This window comes from uncultured Thiocystis sp. (assembly GCF_903866365.1).
Taxonomy (GTDB): Bacteria; Pseudomonadota; Gammaproteobacteria; order Chromatiales; family Chromatiaceae; genus Chromatium.
The window spans coordinates 1-5208 of the sequence record NZ_CAIPNF010000268.1 but is presented as its reverse complement, the minus strand read 5'-3'; the positions used below and the strand labels follow the sequence as shown (position 1 = coordinate 5208).

The following is a 5208-nucleotide window of genomic DNA, read 5'->3' as shown; positions in this document are numbered from 1 at the left end:
GGTTGGTTATCGTTTGTATGCTTAAAAATCAAAGGCTTGCGTTTTTTGCGCCGATTGCCATAGGGGCGATGCTTTTTGGTGAGGCGCGCCTATTCTACTGTTTTTAAAGAAATATATTATCTACTGAGATCCTAGAGAGCCCACTTTTCTCGCTGGATCCGCCGTCTGCGCCGTTGGTCGATCAATCTCGCCCTGCTCCTGCTGAGCAAACGCAGGGTGTGGAATCGCCAAGGCATTGCTGCACTTTGCGCTGGCCCTTGCCCGCCGAACCGCCACGGAGATCGGCTGTGTTGGCGTCGTGGTCGATGCCAAATCTGAAGCGCGGGCGCTCTATATCTTGCAGCCGGTCCCATCAAGCGCCGCACCACCACATAAAAGATCGGCACGAACAGCACCCCGAGCAGCGTCGCCCCGACCATCCCGCCCATAACCCCGGTGCCGATGGCATGACGGCTGTTGGCGACGGCGACAGTGCGACGAGGTCGACATTCAACCATCCTCATGATTTTACGCGCCCTCATCAAACGCACTAAACTACGTTTTCATCCGTCATCCCAGGATTCGCCATGTTCGACGCCAGCTCCAGCGATCTCGCTACCCTTGATCGCACCCTGGAACCCCTGCTGGCGCGCGCCCGCGAGCGGTCGGCCGACACCGAGCAACTGGCGATGGATGCCACGCGCCTGCTGTCGGTGCGCCCCGAACAATTGGGGATCGTCGCCAATCAGCCCTTTTTCAAGCGGGCCTGGCGCGGCCTGACCGGGCAGACCCTGGACCAGATGGCCGCCTCGCAAAACCCGTTGTTCGAGATGCAGCGGCTCGGCTGGCGCTATCTGCAACTGCTCAACGAACGCGATTTGATGCTCGCGCATACCATGATCGCGGTGAAGAACAATCTGCTGACCCTGGCGGTCAAGGAGACCGAGACCCGCCAGATGCTGACCGCGATGGCTAACCGCATCGCCGACCGCTTCGTGGCGCTGGAAGAGCGGGTCGAGACCATCGAGATTCAGCAGAACCTCCACGCTTGGCTGCTGACCCTGGAGACCTACGATTATCCGGATCGCTACCCCGCCAAGCTGCGGATGCTGCGGGTCATTCAGGACTTCTTCACGCTCAAATCGGCGGCCTGGAGCCTCACCGAAATCAAATATCTGCAAAAGGCGCTCAAGGAGGTCGATCTGCCCTGGCGCGAGGAAATCACGCTCGCCGATTTTATCGAGGGACTCATCGACGAGATCGACGATCAGGGCTTCGAGGTCTATGCGCGGCTGGTCGAATTGAGCGGCCCCCAGGGGCGGGTCGAGCATCGTTTCATCCTGGACAACATCTCCGCGCCCAGTCATAAGGCACTCTACAAGATCGCGGAAAGTTACGCCCCCAGTTGCGACACCATCGATCTGCTGGTCGATCATCTGGCGGTCAGCCGCCGGGATGCACTGAAGCGGGTGCTGCGCGGATTCATCGAAAAAGAGGGGATCGATACCAGCGTCACCGTCACGCTGCGCGATCTGGCGGTTGAATTGCTGGGTTGTCATGGGTTGGTGTTGGGGTTGCTGGGGGCGGTCGGTGAGCCGACGAAAACGGATGCCGGGGCTGACGGGGCTCGACAATCCGCCTCAACGAATCATCAGGAGAACACGACGACAGCGGATCAGGAAAAACAAACGCCGCAAATCAACCAGAATCGTTATCGCGATTTGAACGATGGTACCGTGCTGGATACCGAAACCGGGTTGCAATGGATGCGCTGTGCGTTGGGGCAGGATTCTGGGGACGGAAAGACCTGCCGCAGAAAAGAAGGAAGTCAGCTCAACTGGTACGAAGCGCAAGAGGCAGCCAAGCAATTAAATTTCCGTGGCTATGCTGGATATCGGGACTGGCGGGTGCCAAGTCTGGAAGAACTGAAAACCATCGTCGTCGAAGGAACTCGCCCATCCATTGATCACAAAGCCTTTTTAGGAACGCTAGAGCGTCATTTTTGGTCGAGTTCAGCAGATACTAATTCAGGCAATGCGCGGTATGTCTATTTTGGTACAGGGAAGTCCGGATCTTTCAATCAAATCAATGGCAACTTCTGTGTGCGCCTTGTACGCGGCTAATCGTCACTTCGACTCATACGACCCTGCCCTTGCAAACAGCAAGGGATAGATTCAATCACTCGCCATGCGCCACGACCCCGGCTACAAACTGCTCTTCTCCCATGCCCAAATGGTCGAGGATCTGCTGAGCGGATTCATTTCCGAGGACTGGGTCCAGGGTCTGGATTTCACGACCCTGGAAAAGGTCAGCGCCAGCCAGATTACGGATGACCTGCGCGAGCGTCACAACGATCTGATCTGGCGGGTGCGCTGGCACTCCCCGAACGCGCCGCCACGCTGGCTGTATCTCTATCTGATGCTGGAGTTTCAGTCATCTGTCGATCACTGGATGGCGGTGCGCATCCTCACCTATGTCGGTTTGCTGTATCAGGATCTGATCCGGCAGGGTCAGCTTGGAGCGGACGGGAAACTACCGCCGGTGGTGCCGATCCTGCTCTACAACGGACGCCCCGCTTGGACAGCGCCCTGTGACCTGGATGCCTTGGTGGAACAGGCTCCGGGTCTGGAAGGCTACCGCCCACGGATCCGCTATTTTCTGTTGGACGAGCAACATTACGATGAAGCCCGTCTGACCGGGCTGCGCGGACTGAGCGCCGCCCTGTTTCGCCTGGAGCGCAGTCAAACCCCCGAGGCGATGGTCGAGGTGCTGACCCTGCTGGTCGGTTGGCTCGACGCGCCGGGTAACGGCCCACTGCGGCAGGCATTCACCGAGTTTCTGCGCCTGGTGTTGCTGCCAGCCCGGTTGCCGGGTGTCGAACTGCCGATCATGCACGAATTGAGCGAGGTACGCGCCATGTTAAGCGAGCGAGTGCAAGAGTGGACCGAACAATGGAAACAGCAGGGACTTGAGCGGGGATTGCAAGAGGGGCGGCAACAGGGGCTTGAACAGGGATTGCAGGAGGGGCGGCAACAGGGGCGTCAGGAGGGACGGCAAGAGGGACGGCAAGAGGGACGGCAAGAGGGACGGCAAGAGGGACGGCAAGAGGGACGGCAAGAGGGACGGCAAGAGGGACGGCAAGAGGGACTCCATGCCGAGCGCACACTGTTATCCCGCCAGGCGAGACGCCGTTTTGGTCCAGCCATCGCCGCCCGCCTGGATGAGCTGACCGCCGCTCTTGATGATCCTGAATCACTCGCCGCCATCGGCGAATGCCTGATCGACTGCGCCAGCGGCGAGGAGTTGATGCGACAGGTCGAACGGATCGCGCACGATCATCGAACCCAATCGTGATGACTGAGGCAATGCTGGATGTTGTTGAGGCACTGAGGATGTTGGAAATGGCTGACGATCACTGAATCCTGTCGCCGCTGGAAATGATCGATCCGAACAAGATGGAGACCCACCGCGATGAAGACGACCGACACGACCGCAACGATGCCGCGGATGACCGGCACCGAGGCCAAGCTGGAATTGATGATCCTGAATGCCGATACCCAGGCCCTGGAATGGACCGACATGGCGACGCTGCTGCATGGACGCGGCGCCTCGCTGGAACTGGTCACCCGGATGCAGGATCTGTGGGAAAAGACCAAGGTGGTCGGCGGCGTCCTGGTGAATATCGGGCGCGTCATCGTGCTGAAGATCTGGGAGTTCATGCGGGCCAATTCCAACATGGTGCTGGGGACCGTGCTCGGCGCGGCACTCGGTGCGCTGGTGAATCTGATTCCCTGGATCGGCCCCCTGCTGGCGCCCATCGCCATGACCATCGGTATCACCCTGGGGATGCTGCACGGACATCGGCTGGACAAGCTCGCCGAGGGTCAGCAGGTCAGCTATTCGATCATCGAGGATCTGATCACCGCTGCAAAACGCTTCTTCCAGTTGTTCGCCGATATTTTTCTGGCGTTGCGCGATGAATATTTCCCCAATGGCTTCCAGTCATGAGCGAGCAACCCGAGAAACCCGGCCTGACCGATTACGTCAAGACCTATCGGAAGACGCAAAAACCCGATGCGGCGACGCTTGCCGGCGCGGCGGGCAGCACGGCGATTGCGGGGACGTTGGGCGGGGTTGCCGCGCCGAGTATCGCCGGTTGGTTTGGGGCCAATATCGTGACCACCTCGGGACTGGGGACCGCCTTAAGCTGGCTTCCGGCGGGATTGGTCAATACGCTTGGCATCCCCGCCGTTGCGACCCTGACCACTCCAGTCGGATGGGTGGCGGGCAGCATCGCCGTGTGCGCGACTCTCGGTTACGGCATCTTCCAACTGGCGCACAGCGGCGGTCGGCAGGACGAACGCCGCCGGGTACTGGGTCAGTCCCTGCGGGCAAAAATTCAGTCATTGCTCCACCGGCGACCGCCCGACATCCAGCAATCGGCGTCACTGACCGATCAAGCGGCTCGGATGGCGCAAGTCGAAGCCCTGTTTCGTGAATTGGGCCAAGAGGGCGCGATCGCCGCCGACAAGGTGGCGTATTTCGTCGACAACCTGAAATCCGGCCGGCTTCCGCTGGCGGATGCGGTCGCTATTCTTCAGGAGTATGGCAAGGAACTTGCCCATCCCACGCTCGATCCGACGGCATCCAATCCCGATGCCGCGCTGCAACAAGCCGCCTCCGCCCGCGCCCTGACCGTCATGCACAAGGGTGTCACGGACGATCCCGACCAGCCGGGCAATGCCTTTCTGGAACAGATGCAAAAGCGTTTCGGCATTGGCCGTGAACGTGCATTGGAACTCTACCGCGACGCACCGCGCGATCCCGATCCAGGCACCACCGCCAAGCAACTGGCGGAGCTGTTCGACCGCGAGGTGATTCAGGGTGCGTTCGCGGCACTGGAGGAGACGTCGCGCAGTCTGCAACAGGGACAGGCGGCCTTTGTCCGGTTTCTGGAGGTGCGACAGACGCTTCAGGCTCAATTCGAGACGCAGGTCGCCCAGATCGACCAGACCGGACAGCAGGCATGGGAGGCGATCAGTCGGCTGTGAACGCGAGGCGTTGGGTGGCGGCATCCGTGCCGCTGCTCCTAGGAGCCTGTCCGACTTAGGTCGGACGTCACGGCGAAGCCGCTCTGAAGGCTGACAATCAAGGTAGCTTTCTCCTCAATCGGTTATTGAATGACCGTTTTTCACGACATGGACGCCATTTCACGCTGTTTTCATGGAT

5 protein-coding genes are annotated in these 5208 nt (G+C 59.9%); 4 read left to right on the top strand and 1 reads right to left on the bottom strand.

Annotation, left to right across the window (positions count from 1 at the left end):
• Positions 1-131: 131 nt before the first annotated feature.
• Positions 132-497 carry an efflux RND transporter permease subunit gene (locus tag QZY07_RS27485; protein WP_363184307.1) on the bottom strand — a complete coding sequence of 122 codons (366 nt, stop codon included), beginning with the start codon at positions 495-497 and terminating at the stop codon, positions 132-134.
• A gap of 69 nt (positions 498-566) precedes the next feature.
• On the opposite strand from QZY07_RS27485, the gene QZY07_RS15180 reads away from it, so the two are divergent.
• The 4 genes from QZY07_RS15180 (at position 567) to QZY07_RS15165 (ending at position 5030) form a co-directional block, all read left to right on the top strand.
• On the top strand, positions 567-2102 hold the full coding sequence (locus tag QZY07_RS15180) for a DUF1566 domain-containing protein (RefSeq protein WP_295404443.1): 1536 nt from the start codon (positions 567-569) through the stop codon (positions 2100-2102).
• Positions 2103-2166: 64 nt separating this feature from the next.
• Positions 2167-3333 (top strand): Rpn family recombination-promoting nuclease/putative transposase, encoded by a 1167-nt coding sequence (locus QZY07_RS15175; RefSeq protein ID WP_295404441.1) that lies wholly within the window; start codon positions 2167-2169, stop codon positions 3331-3333.
• Positions 3334-3450: 117 nt separating this feature from the next.
• Positions 3451-3987: a hypothetical protein gene (locus QZY07_RS15170; RefSeq protein WP_295404438.1), complete on the top strand. Its 537-nt coding sequence runs from the start codon at positions 3451-3453 to the stop codon at positions 3985-3987.
• A complete protein-coding gene (locus QZY07_RS15165) occupies positions 3984-5030 on the top strand; it encodes a hypothetical protein (protein WP_295404435.1) in 1047 nt (348 codons plus the stop codon). Before QZY07_RS15170 ends, QZY07_RS15165 begins: the two co-directional genes overlap by 4 nt.
• The last annotated feature ends 178 nt before the right edge of the window (positions 5031-5208 follow it).